Below are 24,840 nucleotides of genomic sequence, written 5' to 3' on the forward strand. Positions count from 1 at the left end.
TAAAGTTTCTCGCGAAAATCATCAAGACAAGCTTATGGATGAAGGGCGCGTGAGAGGCTGTTCAGGCGCGCCGCACGAGCAGAAAACTCACGCCGATCAGGCCGAGAAATGCACCGCAGGTGCGATTGAACCAGCGGCGCACGGTGGTGCGGGTGAGCCAGCGGCCGAGGTACATGCCGGCGAGCGAGTAGAGCGCGATGGCCACGCATTCGAGCACGAGAAAGCTTGCGCCGAGCACGCCGAACTGCGGTGCGATGGGCCTCGCGACATCGACGAATTGCGGCAGGAAAGCCGTGAAAACGAGAATCGCCTTGGGGTTGCCCGCCGCCACGAGGCATTCGCGCCACGCGAGACGCGCGAGCGAGGCATCGCCATCCATGCTTTCGCCGATGGGGTTGGCGTCGCTGCGCCAGAGCTGTACGGCGAGCCACACGAGGTAAGCGGCGCCCGCAAGCTTGATGACGAAGAAGACCGCCTCGGATGCGCGCAGCACCACGGCCAGACCCGTGGCCGCGAGCGCGATCATGGCGGCGAACGAAACGAGCCGGCCCGTGCCGCCGAGGAACGCACGCAGGAAACCGTGCCGCGCGGCCACGTTGATCGAGAGGAGATTGTTCGGCCCCGGTGCCATGTTCAGTGCGAAGCAGGCGGGCAGAAAGAACAGCCAGGCGGTGAGGGACATGATGACGCTCGAAAAACGTTAGCGCCGTGCGCGGCGCGCCGAGAATCGAGCCATTCTAGCGCGCTTCGCGCGATCCGCCCGGCCGCTCAATGGAAAATCGGCAGCATGAGAAAGAGCTTGATGGCGATGGCGTTGGCAATGTCGATGAAGAACGCGGCCACCATCGGCACCACGAGAAACGCCAGATGGGAATGGCCGAAGCGCGCCGTGACCGCCTGCATGTTCGCAATCGCCGTGGGCGTTGCACCCAGGCCGAAGCCGCAGTGGCCCGCCGAAAGCACGACGGCGTCGTAGTTCGCGCCCATCGCGCGGAAGGTCACGAAGATCGCGTAGACCACCATGAGCAGCGTTTGCGCGGCGAGGATCGTGAACACCGGCAGCGCGAGCGCGGCGAGGTCCCACAGGCGCAGCGTCATGAGCGCCATGGCGAGAAAGAGTGCGAGGCTCACGTTGCCGATCAGCGCGACGGCGTGCTCGGCCACGGGCCGCCCGATGAGCGCGAGCCCGTTGGCGAGCAGTACGCCGACGAACAGCACGCACACGAAGGTCGGCAATTCGAACGCGGTGCCCGCGATCAGCCCGGAGAGCGCTTCGCCTACGGCGAGGCTGATGGCGATGAGCGTGAGCGTGTTGATGAACGCGCCCGGCGTGGTGGGCTGCTCGGCTTTCGGCTCTTCGAAGGCGTACGGCTCGGGCGTTGCCGTGCCGCTGGCGCCAGCCGCTGAGTCGCCAGCCTGCGTGCCGATGCGCTTCATGAGGTGCTGCGCAACGGGTCCGCCAAGAATGCCGCCCATGATCAGCCCGAAGGTGGCGCACGCAATGGCCGCTTCGGTCGCGGACTGCAGCCCGTGATGCTCGGTGAACACCGCGCCCCATGCGGCGCCCGTGCCATGCCCGCCCGCGAGCGAGACCGAGCCGCCCAGCAGCCCGAACAGCGGATCGACGCCGAACGCCATGGCGAGCGCGATGCCCAGCACGTTTTGCAGCACGAGCAGGGCGACCACGACCGCGAGAAAGCGCACGAGCACCGGGCCGCCGTGTTTCAGGTTGGCGAGGTTCGCATTGAGGCCGATGGTGGCGAAGAACGCCTGCATGAGCGGCGCCTGCAGCGAGGTGTCGAAGACCACGTCCATGTGCGCGAAGCTGTGCAGTCCGAACACGATCAGCGCGGCGACGATGCCGCCTGCCACGGGTTCCGGTATCGTCCATTTGCGCAGGATCGGCACGGCGGCGACGAGCCACTGGCCGACCATCAGCACGAGCGATGCGACGACGAGCGTTCCGTAGACTTTGACATTCATGGCGTATGTCCGGCGGGGTGGCGAAGGTGCAAGGCAGGCGTCGCGTCTTTCGCGCACGGTACACCAGCCGCTTGCGCGCTGCGCGCATGGTGCGCAGCCTGGCGCCGGTTTCGGCCACGTTGCTTGCACGAAACGGGGCCCCACGCTTAAATTGGCAGACATTCACAGGCGCAAAGCCGCCGCCCATGCAGGACGAATACCCCCGCATTTCCCCGTTCGCCACGATGGCGCGAGACCGTACAAGAACCGGAGAAGGTCATGAATGGGAGCACCGTTGCTGAACGCGAGGCGGCCGGGCGTGCCGCGCGCGAGCGCTCGAAACGTTCCAGCCACAAGGAAACCGGCACCATCAAGCGCGACCCGCTCGCATTGCTGCGCGCGAGCAGCGAAGGCCGCGTGCCGAACCTCGTGCAACTGCGCTACGGGCGCATGATCGTCTCGCCCTTCACGTTCTTTCGCGGCAGCGCGATCCTCCAGACGCACGACCTCGCGGGTCTGCCCAACACCGGCATGGCGATGGAGATTTGCGGCGACGCGCATCTGCTGAACTTCGGCGCCTTCGCTACGCCCGAGCGCCAGCTCGTGTTCGATCTCAACGACTTCGACGAGGTCGCGCCCGGCCCCTGGGAGTGGGACGTGAAGCGGCTCGTGGCGAGCTTCGTCGTGGCGGCGCGGCACATGCGCTACTCGCGCGGCGTGGCCGAGGAACTGGTGATGACGGCCGTGACCAGCTATCGCGACCGCCTGCGCCAATACGCGGAGTACGGCGCGCTCGATCTCTGGTACGACAAAATCACCTTCGACCGCATGGTCGAAACCGCGCTCACGCCCGAAGGCCGTCGCCTGATCCGGCGCGGCATGGAGAAGGCCGCGAATCGCACGCACGAGAACCTGCTCGAAAAGCTCGCGGAGCGCGATGGCGACCACTGGACGATTCACGACGCACCGCCCGCGCTCTTTCACGTGCACGGCGTCAACACGCTGTTCGAACCCGAAGACGACTGGTTCACGCTTGGCGACTGGCGCACGCTGATCGAGCCCATGTACGAGGCTTACGCGAAGACGCTCGCACCCGACCGGCGCGAACTGCTCGATCACTTCGCGATTCAGGACCTGGTGTTCAAGGTGGTGGGCGTGGGCAGCGTGGGCACGCGCTGCCTAGTGATGCTGCTCGTCGATCATCACGAGAAGCCACTCTTCCTGCAGGTAAAAGAGGCGCGCCGCTCGGTCGTTTCGCAGTACTTCAAGTCGCCTTCGATCAAGCACGAAGGCGCGCGCGTCGTGCACGGCCAGCGGCTGCTGCAGGCGGCGAGCGATATCTTCCTTGGCTGGACCACGGGGCCCAACGGCCGTCATTTCTACGTGCGCCAGTTGCGCGACATGAAGCTCTCGGTCGATCTCCAGTTGCTCGACAGCACGCTGCTCTGCGGCTATGCGCGTCTGTGCGGCTGGGCGCTTGCACGCGCGCATGCGAAGTCGGGCAGCGCCGCCATCGAAATCTCTTCGTACATCGGCCGCAGCGATCAGTTCGCGGAGGCGCTCACGGGCTACGCATTCAGCTATGCCGACCAGGTGGAGCGCGATTACGACGTGTTCCTCAAGGCCGCGCGCAACGGCACGATCGTCGCGCGCAGCGACGACGACATGGCCGCCGATTTCCGCATATGAGCAGAGGCTGAGTCGAACCTGCAGGCGAGGCGCGCAGCCGAACGCGCTATCCTTGCGCTTTTCTTTCATCGCGCCGCGCATGAGCCTCGTACGCATGCACGGCACGCGCCCCATGCGTCTACGTCATATCGAAGTCTTTCACGCGATCATGCGCACCGGCTCGCTGTCCAAGGCGGCCGAGTTGCTGTGCGTTTCGCAGCCCGCGGTCAGCAAGGTGCTCGCGCATGCGGAGCGCAGCGCGGGCCTCAAGCTCTTCAGCCGCGCGCACGGCCGCCTGCAGCCCACGCGCGAGGCCGAGTTGCTGTTCGCCGAAACGCAGAAGCTGCAATCGAACCTCGACAGCATTCGCGATCTCGCGCGCAATCTCGCGCTGCGCCCGCAAGGGCTGTTGCGCATCGGCTGCCTGCCGAGCCTCGGCATGAGCCTGATCCCGGCTGCCGTGCAGACGTTTCGCGCCGACTACCCCGAGGTGTCGCTCAGGATCCAGACGCGCCATACCGCGGAACTGCTCAACGCGCTGCTCACGCGCGAACTCGATCTGGGCGTCGCGCTCAATCCGCCGGCGCGGCCGGGCATCGCCGCGGTCGAACTGGCGCGCACGGCCGTGGTCTGCGTCGGGCCGCCCGACGACCCGACGCCGGAACACACCCCGCTCGCGTTGCGCGATCTGGTCGACGGCGAGTGGATCAGCATCGGCAACGTCGATCCGCTCGGCGAGGCGATCGGCAACCTGCTCGAAGCCGAAGGCGTGGACGACCGGCTCGCGGCCGTCGAGGCGCAGACGTGGCACGTCGCGCGCGCACTCGCGGCGCGCGGCATCGGCCGCGTGCTGCTCGACGAACTCAGCGCGCGCGGGGCGGGCGAACCGGTGGTGATCCGGCGCGTCGAGCCGGCGCTCACGGTCGGCGTGTTCGCGATGTGGCGCGAAGGCGGCATGGACTCGCAGGCGGGCAGCGCGTTCGTGGAAGTGCTGCGCGGCTGCCTCGCCGCTGCGTGCACGGCGTGAGCGCCCGGACACGGGAGCCGACGCCGCATCACGTGAGCCCTCACGGGCCGCCGGTACAATCGCGCGCAGGGGGGAGCGCCGCTGTGCGCGCGCTCCACGCGAACGAACGAGAGATCCAGGGAAGACACGGTTGAAGCGCGAGTCAAAGCCGTTGGGTATCGCCAGAAGGCTGTGCGGCCACATGCGCTACGCCGCGCTCGCGGGCGCCTGCGTGTTTGCAGGCGCGGGGCATGCCGATGAACTGGAAAGCCCTACGCTGCGCAAGATTCGCGACACCGGGACCATCGTCATCGGCGTGCGCGAGGCCGCCGTGCCGTTCTCTTATATGGCCGGTGGCGAGCACGCGACGGGCTACTCGTACGAGATCACCCAGCGCATCGTGGATAACGTGCGTGAGACGCTCAAGCTCCCCGAACTGCGCGTGCGCGAACTCGTCGTGACGCCGCAGAACCGCATCACGCTCGTGCAGAACGGCACGATCGACCTCGAGTGCAGCACCACGACGCATACGCGCGAGCGCGAGAACGACGTCGCGTTCTCCAACAGCATCTTCGAGTACGGCGTGCGCATGCTCGTGAAGCGCGGCTCGCCAGTCAAGGACTTCGGCGATCTCGCGGGCCGTACGGTGGTCACGACCGCGGGCACGTCGGAAGAGCGCCTGCTGCGCCGCTGGAACATGGAGCGCGCGATGAACATGCGCATCGTCGTCGCGAAGACGCACGGCGACTCCGTCGAAGCCGTGCGCGCGGGACGCGCCGTCGCCTTCGTGATGGACGAACCGCTGCTGCACGCCACGCTCGCGACCGGCTACATGGCGAGCGAAACGCCGGGCGCGCCGGTCGAGCAAAGCGCGCGTAACCTGAACGACGCGCGCGCTTTCGCGATCGTCGGCAGCCCGGCCAGATCGGAAGTGTACGGCTGCATGTTCCGGCGCGGCGACACCGCATTCAAGCGCATTGCCGACGACACCATCGCGAAGATGGAGCGCTCGGGCGAGGCACTCGCGCTTTACCGGCGCTGGTTCGAGTCGCCCATTCCGCCTGCGGGCGTGAACCTCGACTATCCGATTTCGGAGCCGATGAAGGCGCTTTTCGCGCATCCCAACGACCAGCCGCTCGATTGAAGGCGATTGAAGGCTCAACCGAAACAAAGAGGCAACGATGAGTGAAACGGAACAACGCAAGATCGCCTTGGTGACGGGCGCGGGAAGCGGCATTGGCCGCGCGTGCGCGCAAAGGCTGCTGGCCAACGGCTTTGCCGTCGTGCTGGCGGGGCGGCGGGCTGCGCCGCTCGAAGCGCTCGAGGGGGAGGCCCGCGCGCGCGGCGAAGAAGCGCTGGCGGCGCCTTGCGACGTGACCGACGCGGCGGCCGTCGAGGCGCTCTTCGAGACGATCCGCACGCGCTACGGCCGGCTCGACCTGCTCTTCAACAACGCGGGCCGCAACGCACCGGCCGTGGACATCGACGAGCTTTCCGTGGACGACTGGCGCGCCGTGGTCGATACGAACCTCACCGGCGTGTTCCTGTGCACGCGCGCGGCGTTCGGGCTCATGAAGCGGCAGACGCCGCGCGGCGGGCGCATCATCAACAACGGCTCGATTTCGGCGCATGCGCCGCGGCCGTTCAGCGCCGCCTACACGGCCACCAAGCACGCCATCACGGGCCTGACGAAGACCGTTTCGCTCGATGGCCGGCGCTACGACATCGCGTGCGGGCAGATCGACATCGGCAACGCGGCGACCGAGATGGCCGAGCGCATGGCGCGCGGCGTGCCGCAGGCGAACGGCGAAATCGCCATCGAACCGCTGATGGACGTGGAGCTCGTGGCCGACGCGCTGCTGCACATGGCGCAGCTGCCGCTCGAAGCGAACGTCCAGTTCATGACCATCATGGCGACGAAGATGCCGTTCGTGGGGCGCGGCTGAGTGCGCAGGCCGGGCGAGCGCTGCCGCACGCCCGGCCGCCACGTCCCGTATACTGGCCGCTGAACCACTACGACGCCCGAGCGCCCATGTCTTTGCCCCCGCGTCCGGACGACGATCCCCGTCCCCAGCCGCCCGAATGCCCCGATAACGACGACTGCTGCCATAGCGGCTGCGACCCCTGCATCTTCGATCTGTACGACGAGGAGTTCGGCCGCTACCGCGCCGCGCTGGCCGCGTGGGAAGCGCGCGAAGCCGAACGGCAGGCGCAGGCGAAAGCCCCGCGCAAGCAAGCCGCGAAATTGGCTTCGCCAGCGGCCGCGCCGTCGGGCGGCAAGCCCAGGCGCTGAACTGCATCGCTCCCTGCCGCCATGACCGAATCCATTCTCGTTGCCAACGCTCCCGTCCTCGATGCCGCCGCCCTCGACGCGCTGCAGGCGTTCGTCGAGCGCCATCCGCGCCTGTTCGTGCTGACCGGCGCGGGTATCAGCACGGATTCGGGCATTCCGGGCTACCGCGACGAGAACGGCGCCTGGAAGCGCTCGCCGCCCATCACGCTGCAGGAATTCCTCGGCTCCGAAAGCATGCGGCGCCGCTACTGGGCGCGCAGCCTGATCGGCTGGCCCACCGTGGGGCTCGCGCAGCCCAACGGCGCGCACCGCGCGCTCGCGCGCCTCGGTGCGGCGGGCTATGCGCGCACGCTCGTCACGCAGAACGTCGACGGCCTGCATCAGCGCGCGGGCAGCCCCGACGTGATCGAGTTGCACGGCAGCATCGCACACGTGCATTGCCTCGACTGCGGGGCGCAGTATTCGCGCGCCTCGATCCAGCCGGAACTCGAGGCGCGCAACCCTGCCATCGTGGGCGCGAGCGCGGAACCCGCCGCCGACGGCGACGCCCATCTCGACTTCGACGGCGCCAATGCCTTCCACGTGCCCGCGTGCGCCGCGTGCGGCGGCATGCTCAAGCCTTCGGTGGTGTTCTTCGGCGAGAACGTGCCGCGCGAGCGCGTGGCGAGCGCCTCGAACGCGCTCGACGAGGCCGACGCCGTGCTCGTGGTCGGTTCCTCGCTCATGGTCTACTCGGGCTACCGCTTCTGTGCGTGGGCGCAGCAGCGCGGCAAACCCGTGGCCGCGATCAACATGGGCAAGACGCGCGCCGACCCGCTCCTCGCCCTCAAGCTCGAAGCTCCCTGCGCGGCCGCGCTCGACGCGCTGGGTGCGCGCCTCGCCCCCTGACACTTCACGACTCCACGGACCCGACGACATGCTGACCACGCTAGCCAACCTCGAAGCGCACTACGGCACGCCGCACGAACGCTCGTTGCGCAAGGAAATCGATCACGTCAACGCGGATTACCGGCGCTTCATCGAGAGCTCGCCGTTCGTCATGCTCGCCACGGGGGGGCCGGAAGGTCTCGACTGCTCGCCGCGCGGCGATGCACCCGGCTTCGTGCGCATTCTCGACGAGCACACGCTCGCGCTGCCCGACCGGCCCGGCAACAATCGCGTGGACAGCCTGCGCAACGTGATCGCCTCGTCGCAGGTGGGGCTGCTGTTCATGGTGCCGGGCGTGGGCGAGATGCTGCGCGTGAACGGGCGTGGCCGCGTGAGCACCGACTCCGCGCTCGTCGCGAGCTTCGCCGTGGATGGCAGGCCTCCGCGGTCGGTGCTCGTGATCGACGTCGAAAGTGTCTACTTCCATTGCTCCAAGGCCATCGTGCGCTCGAAGCTGTGGGACCCGTCGCGCCACGTCGAACGCTCGCACCTGCCGAGCGCGGGCGAGATGCTGCGCCGCGTGAACGAGGAGCAATATGGCGAGACGTTCGACGCCGAGACTTACGAAGCCGGTCTCGCCGAGCGCATCAAGACCACGCTGTACTGAGTGAACGCCGACTGAACGTCAACCAAACGCCGAAAGACCGCAAGACGATGAACGAACCGCAAGCCGTCCAACGCCTGTCCGCGCCCGCCGCCGAGCGCAACGCCGCGCCGATCCTGGAGGTGCTGCGCGGCGCGCTGCCTGCGCGGGGCACCGTGCTCGAAATCGCGAGCGGCACCGGCCAGCATGCCGTCCACTTCGCGGCCGCGTTTCCTGACCTCGCGTGGCAGCCGAGCGACGCCGACGCGCGCGCCCGCGCCTCGATCGAGGCCTGGCGCGAGCACTCGGGTCTCGCCAACCTGCGTGCGCCGCTCGATCTCGACGTGTGCCGTGAGCCCTGGCCGATCGACGCAGTGGATGCCATCGTCTGCATCAACATGATTCACATCGCGCCGTGGGAAGCGGCGCAGGCGCTCATGAAAGGCGCGGGCGCGCGCGTTGCTACGGGCGGAGCGCTCGTGCTCTACGGGCCGTACCGGCGCGAAGGCGCGCACACGGCGCCGAGCAACGAGGCCTTCGATGCCGACTTGCGCGCGCGCGACCCCTCCTGGGGCGTGCGCGACATGGAGGAAGTGGAGGCGCTGGCGCAGGCGCGAGGCTTCGCGTGCGAAGCGCGCGTGCCGATGCCCGCGAACAATTTCAGCCTGGTGTTCCGAAAACGCTAAGCAGTCGGCAAACGTCCGGCGCGCATGCGCGCGTTCGCGCAGCGCCGCTACGTTTCCCTTATGCTTGCACGGTTGGCGCCCCGTTGCGGCGCCGTCAATGAATGAAGTGGAGAAACAACATGAGCAAACAGCCAATCGGCGTTGTAGGTCTGGCCGTGATGGGTAGCAATCTGGCGCTCAACATCGAAAGCCGCGGCCACGCGGTCTCGGTGTTCAATCGCAGCCGCGCCCGAACCGACGAGCTGATCGCCGAGTATCCGGATCGCAAGCTCGTGCCGGCGTACACGCTCGAAGAGTTCGTGGATTCGCTGGAAAAACCGCGCCGCATCCTGATGATGGTGAAGGCCGGCGCGCCCACCGACGACACCATCGCCGCACTCAAGCCGCTGCTGGAGAAGGGCGACATCCTGATCGACGGCGGCAACACGCACTTCACCGACACTATCCGCCGCAACCAGGAACTCGCGAAGTCGGGCCTGCACTTCATCGGCACGGGCGTGTCGGGCGGCGAGGAAGGCGCGCTCAAGGGCCCGTCGATCATGCCGGGCGGCCAGCGCGATGCTTACGATCTGGTTGCGCCGATCCTCACTGAAATCGCCGCGAAGGCGCCGACGGACGGCGAGCCGTGCGTGGCCTACATGGGCCCGGACGGTGCGGGCCATTTCGTGAAGATGGTGCACAACGGCATCGAATACGGCGACATGCAGCTGATCGCCGAAAGCTACGCGGTGCTCAAGCAGGTGCTCGGCCTCTCGAACGAGGAACTGGGCAAGGTCTACACCGAATGGAACGAAGGCGAGCTCGACAGCTACCTGATCGAGATCACCTCGAAGATCTTCGGCAAGAAGGACGAGGAAACGGGCAAGGATCTCGTCGACGTGATCCTCGACCGCGCCGCCCAAAAGGGCACCGGCAAGTGGACGAGCCAGAACGCGCTGGATCTTGGCGCGCCGCTGCCGCTCATCACCGAAGCCGTGTTCGCGCGCGTGCTCTCGTCGCTCAAGACGCAGCGCGTGGCCGCGAGCAAGGTGCTTGCGGGCCCGGACGCGAAGCCGTTCTCGGGCGACCGCAAGGCGTTCATCGAGTCGGTGCGCCGCGCGCTGTACTTCTCGAAGGTGATCTCGTACGCGCAAGGCTTCGCGCAACTGCGCATGGCTTCAGACGAGTACGAGTGGGACCTGCAATACGGCACGATCGCCAAGATCTTCCGCGCGGGCTGCATCATCCGCGCGCGCTTCCTGCAGAAGATCACGGACGCCTACGCGAAGGACCCGCAGCTCGACAACCTGCTGCTCGATCCCTATTTCCGTGACATCGCGGCCAACTATCAGTCGGCGCTGCGCGACGTGGTGATCCAGGCGGTGAGCGCGGGCGTGCCGGTGCCGGCGTTCTCTTCGGCCATCGCGTACTTCGACGGCTACCGGTCGGAGCGCGTGCCCGCCAATCTCGTGCAGGCGCAGCGCGACTTCTTCGGTGCGCACACGTTCGAGCGCATCGACAAGCCGGGCAGCTTCCACGCCGACTGGTCGTAAGGTCGCAAGGCAGAAGGCCGCATTGTCGTTGCGGTCTTTGTTGGAATCGTAAGGTGAGTCCTCAGGGCTCACCTTTTTTTATTACCGAAATCGCAATGGTGTTTTGATGAATTAGGGTTTTCCCTAGCGTAATCGGACGCCTACACTGTAATCAATCGCTGACGAACACGGTGTTCCGAAGCGGAAATAAAACAGATGGAGGTCCGATCATGAACAAGCTTATCCCCGCAGTTGTCGTTGCCGCAGCCCTTGCCATCCCGGCTATCTCGTTCGCCCAGTCGAGCGAGCAGGGCCTGACCCGCGCCCAGGTGCGCGCGGAACTGGTTCAACTCGAGCACGCTGGCTACAACCCGTCGGCTGACCATGTGAACTACCCGGAAAACCTGCAAGCCGCGCAAGCGCGCGTGAGCCAGGAAAAGCTCGCCGCCGGCGACACCAGCGGTTACGGCGCACCGGCAGTCGGCACGTCGCAGTCGGGTGCCGCGGTGCAACCGGCGCAAGTCGCCCCGCATCAGCGCATTTACTTCGGCCACTAAGCCCTGACCGAACGGAACCGCTGCAGGCGGTTCCGGCAAGCTACCCCCTGTAGTGAGTTGTCGCTGTCCGTAGTCGGTAGTTGCAGCAGAAGTGAGCAGTGAGTTGCAGTTGTAATACGCAGTGAGTGGTTGCGGTAGAAGGTGCAGTCGTAATACGCAGAGAGTGGTTGTAGTAGAAGTCGTAGGTGCAATACGCAGTGAGTGGTTGCAGTAGAAGGTGCAGTTCGCAGTGTGCAGTTGCAATACGCAATACGCAATACGCAGTACGCAGTACGCAGTACGCAGTACGCAGTAGGTGAGTTGTTGCAGTCAGGAAGTTGCAGTACGCAGAGAGCAGAAGGCAGTTGAAATTGGCTGGCGCAGTGAGAGGTGCAGCCGTGCAGTTGCAGTACGCAGTACGTTGTTGCAAGGCAGTCCAGCGCGGGCCGGTTCTCCACCGGCCCGTACTTTTTTGTGGCGCGTATTGTCCATATCTAAGGACGCCATATCGAACATTGACGGGTCCGAACGTCACTCCTATGATCGGGCGGCAGTTTCCCTGACAGTTGCCCCGCTACAGGAGACGCCCCGCCATGACCCGCCCCACCCGCAAGCCCTTGCGCAGCCAGGCCTGGTTCGGCAAAGCCGACAAGGACGGCTTCATTCACCGCTCGTGGATGAAGAATCAGGGCATCCCTCACGACGCGTTCGACGGCCGTCCCGTCATCGGCATCTGCAATACGTGGTCGGAACTCACGCCGTGCAACGCGCACTTTCGCGAACTCGCGGAGCACGTGAAAAAAGGCGTGTACGAAGCCGGCGGCCTGCCGCTCGAATTTCCCGTCATGTCGCTCGGCGAATCGAACCTGCGGCCCACCGCGATGCTGTTTCGCAATCTCGCCTCCATGGACGTCGAGGAGTCGATTCGCGGCAATCCGATCGACGCCACGATTCTGCTCGTCGGTTGCGACAAGACCACGCCGGCCTTGCTGATGGGCGCGGCGTCGTGCAACCTGCCCGCGCTCGCCGTCTCGGGCGGCCCGATGCTCAACGGGCGCTTCCGGGGCCATGAGATCGGCTCGGGCACGGGCGTGTGGCAAATGTCGGAGGAAGTGCGCGCGGGGACGATGTCGCAGGCCGAATTCGTCGAGGCGGAGTCGTGCATGAACCGCTCGCGCGGCCACTGCATGACCATGGGCACGGCGTCCACGATGGCCTCGATGGTCGAATCGCTGGGCATGGGGCTGCCGCACAACGCGGCCATCCCCGCTGTCGATGCGCGCCGCCAGGTGCTCGCGCAACTCGCCGGGCGGCGCATCGTCGAGATGGTGCGCGAGGACCTCACGATGTCGAAGATCCTCACCCGCGCGGCATTCGAAAACGCGATCCGCACCAACGCCGCCATCGGCGGCTCGACCAACGCCGTCGTGCACCTGATCGCACTCGCGCGGCGCATCGGCGTGCCGCTTTCGCTCGATGACTGGGAACTGGGCTCCGATGTCCCTTGCCTCGTGAATCTGCAGCCTTCCGGCCATTATCTGATGGAGGACTTCTATTACGCGGGCGGCCTGCCTGCGGTGCTGCGGCAACTGGGCGAGCAAGGGCTGCTGCATCGGGACGCGTTGACGGTCAACGGGAAAACCCTCTGGGAAAACGTGGCCGACGCGCCGAACTACAACGCCGAAGTCATAACCTCGTTCGCGCAGCCGTTCAAGCCCAAAGCCGGCATCGCCGTGCTCAAGGGCAACCTCGCGCCCGACGGCGCGGTCATCAAGCCTTCGGCAGCCACGCCCGCGCTGTTGCGTCATCGCGGCCGCGCGGTCGTGTTCGAGAACGTCGAGGAACTGCACGCGAAGGTCGACGACGATTCGCTCGATATCGACGAGCATTGCATCATGGTCCTCAAGGGCGCCGGGCCGAAGGGCTATCCGGGCTTCGCCGAGGTCGGCAACATGCCGCTGCCGAAGAAGGTGCTGCAAAAGGGCATTACCGACATGGTGCGCATTTCGGACGGCCGCATGAGCGGCACGGCGTATGGCGCGGCCGTGCTGCACGTGTCGCCCGAAGCGGCGGCGGGCGGTCCGCTCGCACTCGTGCGCACGGGCGACATGATCGAGTTGGACGTCGCGGCGCGGCGCCTGCATCTGGAAGTCTCAGACGCGGAACTCGCGCGCCGCAAGACCGAGTGGACGGCGCCCGAACTGCCCGAGCGCGGCTATTACCGGCTTTACGTCGAGCACGTGCTGCAGGCCGACAAGGGCGCCGATCTGGACTTTCTTGTCGGCGCGAGCGGCGCGGCCGTGCCGCGCGACTCCCACTGAGCGCGCCGGAGCACGCGATGAGCGCGCCAGCCAAAGCCGCCGGTGCCGTCGCTGGCATCTATCCGATCCTCTATGCGTTCTTCGATCGCAATAACCGCCTCGACCGCGCCGCCATGCGGCGCCAGGTCGAAGCGGCCGTGCGCGGCGGCGCGCCGGGCATCGCAGTGCTCGGGCTTGCGACCGAGGTCAACAAGCTTTCGCGCGCCGAACGCGAGCAGGTGATCGACTGGGCCCAGGAGGACAGCGGCGGCGCGCTGCCGCTTGCCGTCACGGTGAGCGGCCCCACGGTGCAGGCGCAGCGCGAATTCGCGCAACGCGCGATCGGGCGCGGCGCGGCATGGCTGATCCTCCAGCCGCCCGCGCGCGCTCAAGGCGAGCCTGCGCAACCCGAATCGTTCTACTTCGACTTCTTCGCTGGCGTGATGGCGGGGCTCGACGTGACGGTCGGCATCCAGAGCGCGCCGGAGTATCTGGGCGTCGGGCTCGCGCCGGGCAGTTTGCGCGCGCTCGCCGCGCAATGCCCGAACTTCCGCGTGCTCAAGGGCGAAGGCCCGGCGGTCACGATCGCCGAAACGATCGCGCAGATCGGCGACCTGATGCCCGTGCTCAACGGCCGCGGCGGCCTGGAATTGCTCGACAACCTGCGCGCGGGCTGCGCCGGCATGATCGTCGCGCCCGATTGCTTCGACTGGCAGCAGCAGGTGTACGCCGCGTATTGCGCAGGCGATCTCGAGCGCGCACAAGCGCTGTACCAGCAGGTGCTGCCCGCCATCGTTTTCGTCATGCAGTCGCTCGATACGCTGATTTGCTACGGCAAGCGCATCGCGGCATGGCGCATGGGCCTCGACGTGGAGCATGAGCGCGACGTGAAGCTGGTGCCGAGCCGCTTCGGCCTCGAAGCCGCCCGGCGATTCGCGCGGCAACTGGGCCCGCTCGCGTGATCACCGCGCATGCAGATGGGGCACGCCCTCGCTCGTCGCGACCTTGAGCTGATGCAGCGCCCGGTGCGCCTTGTTCAACTGGGCCTGCGCGGCGATGCGCTGCGCCTCCAGCTGAGCGACGTCCTTTCGTATCTGGTGCTGGCGGCCCGTCACCGTCTGTTCCTGTTCCGCATGGCGCTGCAGGTCCACGCGCAGGCGTTCGGCCTGGGCTTCCGACTCCTCGATCTGCCGCGTGAGCTCCGCGTTTTGCGCGACGAGTTGCACGCGGCGCGTTTCGCCGTCGGCGAGGCGCGTGGCTTGCTCCTGCATCAGGTGAAACGCCGAGCCGGCCGCGTCGAGGTCGTTGGCTTTCAGCGCGCGCCACAGTACGCTTTCCTGATGGAGTGCGACGAAGTAGCCGAGCGTGGGCGGATGGAAGAAGAGGCTAACCGTATAGGCGAAGCAGCGGAAGACGCGGAACGTCATCAACTCGTCGGCAGCGTGGAGGGCTTCGAATGCGGCGCCGTCGGCGATCTGCACCGGGCGGCCGTTCAGGTGCGCGGGCATGACCGGCACCGGATGGAGCGTGGAGACCGGCCGAGGCCCGCCGGCGCCTTCGGGCTGCACCGCTGCGCCAGCGGCCGGCTCCGCGCGAGATTCGATCTCGACGGGGGCCTCGGGCGGCGTCATGGTAGGCTCGGCCGCGGACTGCGGGACGCGGCTCGCGGCTTCGCTTGCGACGGCGCGCTGCGTGGCGGCATCATGGGCGACGGCCAGGATTCGTGATGGTGCGCCAGAGAGCGCGGCGTTACGGCGGTTCAGAATGGATTTCACGGCGGTTCCCCCAGTTTGGCGCGCCAAAAACAAGGCGCTCCGCGCGCGGCAGCGTGGCATACGGGCGCCGGCGCGCAGGCAAATGGGGCGGGCGATGCGGGTAGGGCGCCGTCCGCTCCGGGTTCGCGTACTAATGAAGCAGGCGAGGCCGGCGTGCGATGTCGTCGAAGAGCGCACGCCCGGGCTCGAGCGCGAAAAGCCAGGTTTCGTCATAGCCGCTCAGCGTGTCGAGCGCATCGCGCAGGCGCTCGATGACTATGGCGGGAATTTCCACGGACGCCTCGGTGGCGCCGGAAAGCCGTGCGATGCTGGCGTGCTGGACCAGTTCGTCGGCGGCTTCGGCCACATCGGCCGCAAAGATGAGATGGTTGTTCAACAATTCGACGAGGCCCGGCGACGACGTGACATCTTCGACGTTGAGTTGCAGCGAAAGAAAGGTGGCTTTGTTCATTCTCGGATCCCTCAGGGCCATGGGACTGCAGCGAGAGGCCTTTCATCTGATTATCGGGTGACGCGTGAACCAGTATAGGCGTTGACCCGCGCAAACGCAGGCCGGGCGAGCATGCCGGCGAAAAAAGGCGGCTGGAGCATGAACGATATAATGGGGGACGTTCGCCATTTCCGGCTTATTCCGTCTTCATTCGCGCGGAAGGTGGCGCGCAAGTGAACGCCTGCGGCCCGCCGCGCACTCCACATGCGTATTTTTTCGTCATACGCGAGGACCAAGCGAGGAACAGCAAGATGAATCGACAACGGCGAAACCCGGGCGCGTATGCGGCGCTGGCCGCCCTCACGCTCGTCTGCAGCGCCTGTAGCAGCACCTTCGCGCCATGGGAATCCCAAAGCGCGCCCCCCATGTCCACGAGCGGCGTGCCAGCGGGCTACTACCGCGTCAATCCGGGCGACACGCTCTCGCGCGTGGCCGGGGCCTTCGGCCAGCGTCCCCAGGACATCGCGAGCTGGAACCAGCTGCCTTCCGCCAACGCCCAGCTGCTGCCGGGCCAGGTGCTGCGCGTCGCGCCGCCGCCCAACTACGCAGCGGCTGCGCCGCAGGCGCAGATGCCTGGCGGCGCGCCCGCCGCCGCCGGCGTCGCCATGCCGGCGCCTGTCGCGCCCAGCATCGCGCTCGCGTGGCCTGCGCGCGGGCCGATCCTGCAGCGCTTCGTGCCCGGCAAGTCCACCGGCATCGTGATCGGCGGCATGCCCGGCGAGGAGGTCAAGGCCGCCGCCGCCGGCCGCGTGGTCTATGCGGGCACGGGGATCGAGGCCTACGGGCCGCTCGTGATCATCAAGCACAACGACCAGGTCGTGACGGCTTACGGCCGCAACGGCAAGCTGCTCGTGAAGGAAGACGACGCCGTCTCGCAAGGCCAGCCGATCGCGGAAATGGGCGCCGGCGGCGTTCAGTTCGAAGTCCGTAGCGACGGCAAGCCCGTCGATCCGCTGCCGCTGCTCGCGCACTAGCCACGGCGAAAGCGCGCCCTGCGCCCGGCCCGGCATTGCGCTGGGCCGCCGTTTGAAAATACACTCGATGGTTCCCACGCCGCGCGACGCGCGCCCGACCAGGCGCGCGCCAGTGCGTCCCGCGCGTGCTTTAACCACGAGGATTTCATCGCAATGATCGACCTGCGCAGCGACACCGTCACCCGTCCGAGCCAAGCCATGCTCGCCGCCATGACCCGCGCCGAAACCGGCGACGACGTATGGGGCGACGATCCGACCGTGCTGCGCTTGCAGGCGCGCATGGCGCAAGAGGCGGGCAAGGAGGCGGGACTCTTCTTCCCGAGCGGCACGCAGAGCAACCTCGCCGCGCTGATGGCGCATTGCGCGCGCGGCGACGAGTACATCGTCGGCCAGGCGGCCCACACCTATAAGTACGAGGGCGGCGGCGCGGCCGTGCTGGGCAGCATCCAGCCGCAGCCGCTCGACAACGCCGAAGACGGCTCGATCCCGCTCGAGCGCATCGCCGCGGCGATCAAGCCGATCGACGACCACTTCGCGCGCACGCGTCTGCTCGCGCTCGAAAACACCATCGGCGGCAAGGTGCTGCCGGCGGATTACGTCGCGAAGGCCACGCAGCTCGCGCATGAGCGCGGGCTCGCCACGCACCTCGACGGTGCGCGCGTGTACAACGCGGCGGTCGCTTCGGGCCAGCCGCTCGAGGCGCTCACGGCGGGCTTCGACTCGGTGTCGATCTGCTTTTCGAAGGGGTTGGGCACGCCGGTGGGGTCGGTGCTGGTAGGCAGCCGCGCGCTCATCGACGCTGCGCATCGCTGGCGCAAGGTGCTGGGCGGCGGTATGCGCCAGTCGGGCGTGCTCGCGGCCGCGTGCCTTTACGCGCTCGATCACAATGTCGCGCGTCTCGCCGACGACCATGCGAACGCCGCGCGTCTCGCCGCCGGTCTCGCGCAGATCGATCAGGTGAAGGTGATGTCGCAGGCCACGAACATGGTGTTCGTGCAGTTCCCGCAGGAACACTGCGCGCCGCTGGAGGCGTATCTCAAGGAGCGCGGCATCCTCACGCAGATGCTGTACGCGTCGCGCTTCGTCACGCACCTCGACGTGACGGCCGCCGATATCGACACGTTCGTGGCGGCGGTGAAGGGTTACTTCGCGCGATAAGCCGGTCGACGGGCTGGCGAAGGCATGCGTTTCCTGCGCGCCTTTGCCTCAGACCTCAGCCGCCCGCACCACCCGCATCACCCGCGCTGCACCGCCCGGTGCGACGGCGCGAACAGCCGCAGCCCGCTCGCGATGGCCGCCGCGCCCGCAAAGGCGCAGCCAAGGCCCAGGGCGAGCGTCGGGCCGTGCCGGCCCACGATCCCAAAACACAGCGCCACCAATGCCGCGCCCGTGGTCTGCCCGAGCAGACGCGAGACCGCGATGGTGCCGCTCGCGCCGCCGCTGCGCTCGGGCGGCGCGCTCGCCATGATCGCCCGCAGGTTGGGCGACTGGAAAAAGCCGAAGCCCGCGCCGCAGATCGCCATACGCACGACGATGTCCGTCACCGAGGGGTGCGCGGGCAGCAGCGCCAGCGACGCCATGCCCGCCGAGAGAATGGCGAGCCCGATCGCGCCGAGCAGGCCCGGCGGGTAGCGGTCGGAGAGGCGTCCCGCAATCGGCGCGGCGGCGGCCACGACCACGGGCCAGGGCGTCATCAGGAAGCCGGTCTCCACCTGGCTGCGCATCAGCACGGTTTCGAAATAGAACGGCAGCGAGACGAATGCGAGGCCCTGCGCCGCGAACGAGCAGATCGCGGTGACCGACGAAAGCGCGAAAACCGGCCGGCGGAACAGATCCACGGGCAGCATGGGCGCGGGATGCCCGGCCTCGCGCCGGATCAGCAACGCGCCGAATACCAGCGCGACGACGGCCGCAATGCCCACTTCCATGCCGGGCGCGCGCTGCGCAGCCTCGCCGAGCGCGAAGATCAGCGCCGCGAACGTGATCACGTTGAGCACCGCCGCGACGGGATCGAAGGCGTGCTTGCCGCGCGCCGTCTGCGGCAGCGCGGGCAGCGCGAACACGAGCGCGAGCACGCCGAGCGGCACGTTGATCGCGAAGAGCCACGGCCAGGTGCCCGCGGAGAGGATCAGCGAGGCCATGGTCGGCCCCACGGCGAACGAAACGCCCACGATCAGCGCGTTCATGCCGAGCCCGCGCCCGAGCCGGTGCGGCGGGTAGAGAAAGCGGATCAGCGCGGTGTTCACGCTCATGATGGCGCTCGCGCCGAGCCCCTGCAGCACGCGCGCCCCGGCGAGCGCGGTCAGCGTGGGCGCGAGCGCGCAGGCGAGCGAAGCGACCGTGAAGATCGCGAGGCCGCTGATATAGATGCGCCGGTGGCCGATGATGTCGCCGAGCGCGGCGAGCGGCAGCAGGGTGGCGACCATCGCGAGCTGGTACGCGTTGATGATCCACACCGAGGCGGCGGGGGCCGCATGCAGGTCGGTGGCGATGGCGGGCAGCGCGGTGTTGGCGATGGCGGTGTCGAGCGTGGCGAGCGCGACGGCGAGCATCACCGCGCCCATGGCGCGGCGGTTCTTCGCGGACATGGGCGCGTCGGGCGGCTCGGTATTGAGGGTATTGCGGGTTTCGCGCGCCGCGGAAAAGGTTTCGGACAAGACAGTCTCGGGCGGATGGACGATGAAGGCTGCGGCGCGGGCCGAGCGGACGAATTTTGCGATTGTTACAGAGCCCGCCGGGTTCTGCAGGAGACGCTCCAGAGCGTGGGGCGACTGTAAGGCAGTGGGTGGCGCGCGACCGCCATCGCGCAGGCATATCGCAACTAACCGCCAAGCCCGTCACGCGCAGGTATGGCGCCGCGCTGCGCGCGCGCAACCGTCCGCATGGCAAGGGATCGAGGCGGCCGGCGGGTTCCGCGTGGCTGGCGGACACGCTCCGCGGCCGCATGGCGCGCCGCCGCACGCCATTTGAAAATGCACTACTCTGCAAATTGATCTGCGCTCGCTGGCGAGCGGTGCCGGCCATTTGCGCCGTGGCGCCGATGCGTCATGGTTCCGTACCGCCGCGCGCGGCGCAGGCCCGGAACAACCGCGCGCCCTGCACCTTTATGGGCGCGCCGCCATTTCCAGCGCTATGCGTGGGACTGCACCAGGCGCTCTGCACCAGGTGCACTCGACAGGAGTCAATCGATGACAGCCATCGGTCTCGAGTTCGATCAGTTGCAAAGCAGCGTCGAAGCGCTGCGCCGTTCCCTCTCCAATCGCCTGATGTACGGTGTCGGCAAGGATGCCGTGACGGCCCGTCCGCAGGACTGGCTGCACGCCGCGGCGCTCGCCGTGCGCGACCGGCTCGTCGAGCGCTGGATGATCACCACGCGCCGCCAGTACGACCAGGACGTCAAACGCGTCTATTACCTGTCGATGGAATTTCTCATCGGCCGCACGTTCTCGAACGCGCTGATCGCGCTCGGCATCCACGACCAGATGAAAGAGGCGCTGGCGAGCGTGGGCGTCGACATGGACACGGTGCTCGACTACGAGCCCGACGCGGCGCTCGGCAATGGCGGCCTCGGCCGGCTCGCGGCGTGCTTTCTCGATTCGATGGCGACGCTCGGCATTCCGGGCTTCGGCTATGGCATTCGCTACGACTACGGCATGTTCCGTCAGCAGATCGTGAACGGCGAACAGGTCGAGGCGCCCGATTACTGGCTGCGCTATGGCAATCCGTGGGAATTCCCGCGGCCCGAGGTGCAGTATCCCGTGCACTTTGGCGGGCGCACCATGCAGCGCAACGGCAATGTGGAATGGGTCGACACGCAGCACGTGAACGCCATGGCCTACGACACGGTGATTCCCGGCTTCGCCACCAGCGCGACCAACACGCTGCGGCTGTGGTCCGCGCGCGCGGACGAAGAGCTCGATCTCTCGGCGTTCAACCAGGGCGACTATCAGCGCGCGGTGGAAGCGCGCAACATCTCCGAGAACGTCTCGCGGCTGCTTTATCCCGACGACTCGACGATGGCCGGGCGCGAACTGCGTCTGCGCCAGGAATACTTCTTCGTTTCCGCGACGATGCAGGACCTGATTCGCCGCTACCTGCGCACGCACAGCACGTTCGGGCGCTTCTCCGAAAAGGTCGCGGTGCACCTGAACGATACGCACCCGGTGCTGGCGATTCCCGAGCTGATCCGCCTGCTCGTGGACGTGCATCATCTGCCTTGGGACGAGGCGATGGGCCACGTGCGCCGCGTGTTCTCGTACACCAACCACACGCTGATGCCTGAAGCGCTGGAAACCTGGGACATCGAACTACTGGCGCGCCTCCTGCCGCGCCACCTCGAAATCATCTTCGACATCAACGCGGCATTTCTGCGCGAAGCGAGCGACCGCGGCGCGCATGACCTCGACCTGATCCGCCGCATCTCGCTCGTGGACGAATACGGCCAGCGCCGCGTACGCATGGCTTATCTCGCGATCGTGGCGAGCCACAAGGTGAACGGTGTCTCGAAGTTGCACTCGCAACTGATGACGCGCGATATCTTCGCCGACTTCGCGCGCCTCTTTCCCGACCGCTTCACCAACGTGACCAACGGCATCACGCCGCGCCGCTGGCTCGCGCAGGCTAGCCAGCCGCTCGCGCACCTCGTGGACGAAGCGATCGGGCCGCGCTGGCGCAGCGATCTCTTCGAACTGGGCGCGCTGCGCAAGCTGCGCGGCGACGCTTCGTTCGAAGCCGCGTTCCGCGCGGCCAAGCGCAGCAACAAGGTGCGTCTCGCACATCGCGCCCTGCAGCGCACGGGCATCGTCTTCAATCCCGACGCGCTGTTCGACATGCAGGTCAAGCGAATCCACGAGTACAAGCGCCAGCTGCTCAACGTGCTGCACGTGATCACGCGCTACAACCGCATTCTCGAAGCGCCCGAGCGCGATTGGGTGCCACGTGTCGTGCTGTTCGCGGGCAAGGCCGCGTCGGCGTACCGCATGGCGAAGATGATCATCCACCTCATCAACGACGTGGCCGCGAAGATCAACAGCGATCCCGTGGTGGGCGATCGGCTCAAGGTGGTGTTCGTGCCGAACTACGGCGTGAGCGTGGCCGAGGTGCTGATTCCCGCGGCGGACCTGTCCGAGCAGATCTCGACCGCGGGCACCGAAGCGTCGGGCACCGGTAACATGAAGCTCGCGCTCAACGGAGCGCTCACCATGGGCACGCTGGACGGCGCGAACATCGAGATCGGCGAGGCCGTGGGGCAGGACAACATCTTCATCTTCGGCCACACGTCAGACCAGGTCGACCAGCTGCGTTGCGCGGGCTACCGGCCGCGCCAGGTCTACGAGGAAAACGCCGAGCTGCGCCGCGCGCTCGACCAGATGCGCACGGGCTTCTTCTCACCGCACGATTCGGCACGCTACACGGACATCTTTCATACGCTCGTGGACTGGGGCGACCACTACCTCGTGCTGGCCGACTATTCGGCCTTCATGGAGGCCCAGGACGCGGCCGACCAGCGCTTCATGGACGTGCCGGCATGGACCGCGAGCGCGATCGAAAACGTGGCGGGGATGGGGAAATTCTCGTCGGACCGTGCGATCGCGGAATACGCCCGCGATATCTGGCACGTGAAGTCGATCGAGATGGAGTGAGGGGCAAGCGCCCGCAGTGCTTCCAGCGGTGCTTCCGGCGGGATCAGGGTGCTGCGGGCCGCGTCGTGCCGCCCTCGGCCTGCGCCGTTTGCGCGGCCTTGGCGGTGCGCACGGCTTCCTGCACGCGTTCGAGGAATGCCGGGTCGAGGCTCGTGACCGCTTCGCGCGATTCTCCGCCCGTCACGACGTAGAGCCGGTGGACGGCTTCCTGCCAGAGCCACGCTAGCCAGCCCACCACGATCACCATCACGCCGCACGCGAGACCGGTCGCCGAGCCGAGCACGCCGCCCACGACAGCGCCGGCGGCGCCGACCAGGCTAATCGCGATCGGCACGACGCGGCTGCGCCGCCCGATGACGATACGCACGTCCTCGATGTCGCGCATGGGGAAGACCTGGCCGGCTGCGGAGAGCGCGTTGCGCGTGACCGAGACGGCGGCTTCGTTGAAAGGGAGTTCCATCGGTTCGATAGCTGCGAGGTGAGAGAGCGCAGCGTACCAGAAGCGGGGCCAGGGCGGGGTCGCGGCGGACATAACGTCGCAGGCCGGACGCATGGCGGGTTGGGCCGCCTGCCGGAGCCGCTATACTTGCACGCTTTTAATGCCCCCGTCGGCACCAGGGATTCTCCATGAGCGCATTGCCACGCTGTCCGAAATGCAATTCCGAGTTCACCTACGAAGATGGGGGCGTCTACATCTGCCCGGAGTGTGCTCATGAATGGTCGGCGCAAGCCACCTCGCCCGCCGAAACAGCGGGCAAGGTCTATCGCGATTCGGCCGGCAATGTCCTGCAGGACGGGGATACCGTCACGGTCATCAAGGACCTGAAACTCAAGGGTTCGGGTGGCGTGATCAAGATGGGCACCAAAGTGAAGAACATCCGGCTGGTGGACAGCGACCACGATATCGATTGCAAGATCGACGGCTTCGGCGCCATGAGCCTCAAATCGGAATTCGTCAAGAAGGCGTGACGAAGGGCGCCGCGCATCGACTGCGATGAACCAAAAAAAGCGGGGCATCCCAAGGGATGCCCCGTCCGGTAAGGCGCGGCGCGCAGCGTGAGCTGCGGCGCGCCGAGCAGAGCCGGCGCTATGAGTCGCCGGCTGCCGCTGTTGCGTATGTGACGCTGCTTAGAACTTGTGGCGGATACCGACGCGAACCGCGACTTGATCCTGCGAACCCGTGCCCGACGGCTGGAAAATGTTCGAGCCCGAGTCGCCGATCTGCGCCTGAACCTTCTGGCCGTTCGCGAGCGTGCCCGATGCGTCCTGGTACGACACGAGGCCGTAGACGTCGGTGCGCTTGCTGAGCGCGTAGTCAAGCGATGCGTTGACCTGGTTCCAGTGAGCCGTCTGGCTGCCCGAGGTGCGCGAGTACGTGTAGCCGAGCGCAGCCGACAGAGCCGGCGTGAAGGCGTACTTGCCGCCTGCTTCGTACGCGTTGTAGAGCGTCGACGAGCCAGCGATCGGCGAGAGCAGCGTGTTGGTCCACAGGGCCCACAGCGTTGCCGGGCCGACGACGTAACGGCCACCAACACCGAACGAGCGCAGGTCGCGCAGCGTGCCCTGCGGCACGTTGGCGATCGTGGTCGTGGTCGACGGCGTGGTCTGGCCCGGGTACGTCTGGTTGAAGTAAGCAGCGCCGATGCTGAACGGGCCGTAGCCGTAGTTCGCGCCGAAGCTGTACGCGCGCGACGAGCCGGCGATCGGGCTGGCCGTCGTGCCCGTTGCCGGTGCGCCGGCGAAAGAGGTCGAGTTCGAGAAGCCGTACAACGCGCCGAACGTGAAGCCCGAGAAGTTCACGCTCTGGAACTTGACCGCGTTGTTGATGCGGCTCGACGTCAGCTGGTCGATGTCGTTGAAGTGGTAGGCCCAGTTACCCGAAACCGTGTTGCCACCGGTCGAGTACTGCGAGCCGAGAATGTCCGTGTTGAGCGAGTATTGACGGCCGAACGTCAGCGAACCGATGTTCGACTGCGTCAGACCAACGAATGCTTGACGGCCGAACATCGCGCCGCCCTGGCCTGCCGTGCCGTTACCGCTGTTGAAGCCGTTTTCGAGCACGAAGATCGCCTTCAGGCCGCCGCCCAGGTCTTCCGTGCCGCGCAGGCCCCAACGGCTGCCCTGCGCCACGCCGTCACCGTACGAGAACTGGTGCGAGCTGCCGTTCGTACCGTTCGAGTTCTTCACGTTGCTGATGTAGTTCACACCCGCGTCGATCACGCCGTACAGCGTCACGCTGCTTTGCGCGTGGGCAACGCCTGCGATCGAGGTCAGAATAGCGGTGGTCAGAATTTTCTTTTTCAACTGTTTCTCCGGGTAAAGGACGAGATGACTACTCCGGCCTCTTATGGGCCGGTCAATGTGACGGGCTGCAATTTAAGGGTCGATAACGAAAGGAATGTGACAGTAAGACTTTGTAGGGAAAATGTCGCCATTCTGTTGTGCGAATGCGACACACGGGTTGCAGCCGGGGTGAACGGCGCCCGA

23 protein-coding genes are annotated in these 24,840 nt (G+C 66.9%); 16 read left to right on the forward strand and 7 right to left on the reverse strand.

Annotated elements, in window-relative coordinates; all coding sequences use genetic code 11:
* Window positions 1-61: 61 nt before the first annotated feature.
* Together AB4Y44_RS35015 and gltS are read right to left on the reverse strand one after the other, a co-directional pair.
* Window positions 62-682 carry a LysE family translocator gene (locus AB4Y44_RS35015; protein WP_069261635.1) on the reverse strand — a complete coding sequence of 207 codons (621 nt, stop codon included), beginning with the start codon at window positions 680-682 and terminating at the stop codon, window positions 62-64.
* 86 nt (window positions 683-768) lie between these two features.
* Window positions 769-1,983, reverse strand: a complete 1,215-nt coding sequence (gene gltS, locus AB4Y44_RS35020; protein ID WP_342919054.1) for a sodium/glutamate symporter — start codon at window positions 1,981-1,983, stop codon at window positions 769-771.
* Window positions 1,984-2,241: 258 nt separating this feature from the next.
* Here gltS and AB4Y44_RS35025 point away from each other — a divergent pair, with 258 nt between their 5' ends.
* From AB4Y44_RS35025 to AB4Y44_RS35080, 12 genes are all read left to right on the forward strand, one after another.
* Entirely contained in the window at window positions 2,242-3,651 is a 1,410-nt protein-coding gene (locus AB4Y44_RS35025; protein WP_342919053.1) for a DUF2252 domain-containing protein, read from the forward strand.
* A gap of 112 nt (window positions 3,652-3,763) precedes the next feature.
* On the forward strand, window positions 3,764-4,657 hold the full coding sequence (locus AB4Y44_RS35030) for a LysR family transcriptional regulator (protein ID WP_368702096.1): 894 nt from the start codon (window positions 3,764-3,766) through the stop codon (window positions 4,655-4,657).
* A 181-nt stretch (window positions 4,658-4,838) separates the two neighbouring features.
* The gene (locus AB4Y44_RS35035; RefSeq protein ID WP_342919239.1) at window positions 4,839-5,780 is read left to right on the forward strand and encodes a transporter substrate-binding domain-containing protein; all 942 of its coding nucleotides are present in this window, start codon (window positions 4,839-4,841) and stop codon (window positions 5,778-5,780) included.
* 37 nt (window positions 5,781-5,817) lie between these two features.
* A complete protein-coding gene (locus AB4Y44_RS35040) occupies window positions 5,818-6,582 on the forward strand; it encodes an SDR family oxidoreductase (RefSeq protein WP_368702083.1) in 765 nt (254 codons plus the stop codon).
* 86 nt (window positions 6,583-6,668) lie between these two features.
* Window positions 6,669-6,929, forward strand: coding sequence for an oxidoreductase-like domain-containing protein (locus AB4Y44_RS35045; RefSeq protein WP_342919051.1), 261 nt, complete (start codon window positions 6,669-6,671; stop codon window positions 6,927-6,929).
* A 21-nt stretch (window positions 6,930-6,950) separates the two neighbouring features.
* Window positions 6,951-7,817 (forward strand): NAD-dependent protein deacetylase, encoded by an 867-nt coding sequence (locus AB4Y44_RS35050; protein ID WP_368702084.1) that lies wholly within the window; start codon window positions 6,951-6,953, stop codon window positions 7,815-7,817.
* Between the two features lie 28 nt (window positions 7,818-7,845).
* Window positions 7,846-8,463, forward strand: coding sequence for a pyridoxamine 5'-phosphate oxidase family protein (locus AB4Y44_RS35055; RefSeq protein ID WP_368702085.1), 618 nt, complete (start codon window positions 7,846-7,848; stop codon window positions 8,461-8,463).
* Window positions 8,464-8,510: 47 nt separating this feature from the next.
* Complete coding sequence (locus tag AB4Y44_RS35060; RefSeq protein WP_368702086.1) at window positions 8,511-9,125, forward strand: DUF938 domain-containing protein; 615 nt, start codon at window positions 8,511-8,513, stop codon at window positions 9,123-9,125.
* 119 nt (window positions 9,126-9,244) lie between these two features.
* A complete protein-coding gene (gndA, locus tag AB4Y44_RS35065; protein ID WP_342919047.1) occupies window positions 9,245-10,657 on the forward strand; it encodes an NADP-dependent phosphogluconate dehydrogenase in 1,413 nt (470 codons plus the stop codon).
* A 209-nt stretch (window positions 10,658-10,866) separates the two neighbouring features.
* Window positions 10,867-11,193, forward strand: coding sequence for a DUF4148 domain-containing protein (locus AB4Y44_RS35070; RefSeq protein ID WP_342919046.1), 327 nt, complete (start codon window positions 10,867-10,869; stop codon window positions 11,191-11,193).
* Between the two features lie 572 nt (window positions 11,194-11,765).
* On the forward strand, window positions 11,766-13,493 hold the full coding sequence (locus AB4Y44_RS35075) for an IlvD/Edd family dehydratase (RefSeq protein WP_368702087.1): 1,728 nt from the start codon (window positions 11,766-11,768) through the stop codon (window positions 13,491-13,493).
* 17 nt (window positions 13,494-13,510) lie between these two features.
* Window positions 13,511-14,434 carry a dihydrodipicolinate synthase family protein gene (locus AB4Y44_RS35080; RefSeq protein WP_342919044.1) on the forward strand — a complete coding sequence of 308 codons (924 nt, stop codon included), beginning with the start codon at window positions 13,511-13,513 and terminating at the stop codon, window positions 14,432-14,434.
* Here the strand turns inward: AB4Y44_RS35080 and AB4Y44_RS35085 are convergent, their stop codons facing one another.
* Entirely contained in the window at window positions 14,435-15,247 is an 813-nt protein-coding gene (locus tag AB4Y44_RS35085; RefSeq protein WP_368702088.1) for a DUF2968 domain-containing protein, read from the reverse strand.
* 130 nt (window positions 15,248-15,377) lie between these two features.
* Window positions 15,378-15,698, reverse strand: a complete 321-nt coding sequence (locus tag AB4Y44_RS35090) for a hypothetical protein (protein WP_342919042.1) — start codon at window positions 15,696-15,698, stop codon at window positions 15,378-15,380.
* A gap of 290 nt (window positions 15,699-15,988) precedes the next feature.
* Between AB4Y44_RS35090 and AB4Y44_RS35095 the strand changes: the two genes are divergently transcribed.
* On the forward strand, window positions 15,989-16,711 hold the full coding sequence (locus AB4Y44_RS35095) for a peptidoglycan DD-metalloendopeptidase family protein (RefSeq protein ID WP_342919041.1): 723 nt from the start codon (window positions 15,989-15,991) through the stop codon (window positions 16,709-16,711).
* Between the two features lie 153 nt (window positions 16,712-16,864).
* A complete protein-coding gene (gene ltaE / locus AB4Y44_RS35100; RefSeq protein WP_368702089.1) occupies window positions 16,865-17,869 on the forward strand; it encodes a low-specificity L-threonine aldolase in 1,005 nt (334 codons plus the stop codon).
* A gap of 77 nt (window positions 17,870-17,946) precedes the next feature.
* On the opposite strand, the gene AB4Y44_RS35105 is transcribed toward ltaE, so the two are convergent.
* The gene (locus tag AB4Y44_RS35105) at window positions 17,947-19,299 is read right to left on the reverse strand and encodes an MFS transporter (protein ID WP_342919238.1); all 1,353 of its coding nucleotides are present in this window, start codon (window positions 19,297-19,299) and stop codon (window positions 17,947-17,949) included.
* Between the two features lie 600 nt (window positions 19,300-19,899).
* On the opposite strand from AB4Y44_RS35105, the gene AB4Y44_RS35110 reads away from it, so the two are divergent.
* Window positions 19,900-22,353, forward strand: coding sequence for a glycogen/starch/alpha-glucan phosphorylase (locus AB4Y44_RS35110; protein WP_368702090.1), 2,454 nt, complete (start codon window positions 19,900-19,902; stop codon window positions 22,351-22,353).
* A gap of 43 nt (window positions 22,354-22,396) precedes the next feature.
* Here AB4Y44_RS35110 and AB4Y44_RS35115 read toward each other — a convergent pair whose 3' ends face one another.
* Window positions 22,397-22,813 (reverse strand): DUF6232 family protein, encoded by a 417-nt coding sequence (locus AB4Y44_RS35115; protein ID WP_342919038.1) that lies wholly within the window; start codon window positions 22,811-22,813, stop codon window positions 22,397-22,399.
* Window positions 22,814-22,980: 167 nt separating this feature from the next.
* Between AB4Y44_RS35115 and AB4Y44_RS35120 the strand changes: the two genes are divergently transcribed.
* Complete coding sequence (locus AB4Y44_RS35120; RefSeq protein ID WP_368702091.1) at window positions 22,981-23,322, forward strand: zinc ribbon domain-containing protein YjdM; 342 nt, start codon at window positions 22,981-22,983, stop codon at window positions 23,320-23,322.
* Between the two features lie 159 nt (window positions 23,323-23,481).
* Here AB4Y44_RS35120 and AB4Y44_RS35125 read toward each other — a convergent pair whose 3' ends face one another.
* A complete protein-coding gene (locus AB4Y44_RS35125) occupies window positions 23,482-24,657 on the reverse strand; it encodes a porin (protein ID WP_342919036.1) in 1,176 nt (391 codons plus the stop codon).
* Between the last annotated feature and the right edge of the window lie 183 nt (window positions 24,658-24,840).

It is taken from the genome of Paraburkholderia sp. BR10937, from assembly GCF_040965695.1.
Taxonomy (GTDB): domain Bacteria; phylum Pseudomonadota; class Gammaproteobacteria; order Burkholderiales; family Burkholderiaceae; genus Paraburkholderia.